Genomic DNA, 291 nt, shown 5'->3' with positions numbered 1-291 from the left:
TCCACACGCTCTACAAGGATTGGCTCAACGAAAAGACACAGGTCAAAGACCCGAAAACAGGCAAAGACACACTCGTGTGGACCCATGTCAACGTGCGCAAGGCCTACAACAGTCTCAACCACCTGTGGCGCAATGACCTGCTGTTTGTCTACCTCAAGCCCCCGAAAGGTGTGCTTAAGCCGCATCGGATCAAATCCACCACCAACAGCCTTGAAGGCGGCATCAACGCCCAGCTGAAGCTCCTTGCGAGAACTCATCGCGGCAGACGCGGTGAGCACCAACGCAAAATGC

General features: G+C 55.0%; 1 pseudogene. It reads left to right on the top strand.

The features are described from left to right. A pseudogene (locus HMPREF2736_RS03795) lies at nt 1-291 on the top strand (IS256 family transposase); the annotation flags it as partial.

The organism is Corynebacterium sp. HMSC036E10 (assembly GCF_001836265.1).
Taxonomy (GTDB): domain Bacteria; phylum Actinomycetota; class Actinomycetes; order Mycobacteriales; family Mycobacteriaceae; genus Corynebacterium; species Corynebacterium coyleae.
Note: the sequence above shows the minus strand (reverse complement) of the source record. Positions and strands in the feature narration are given on the sequence as shown.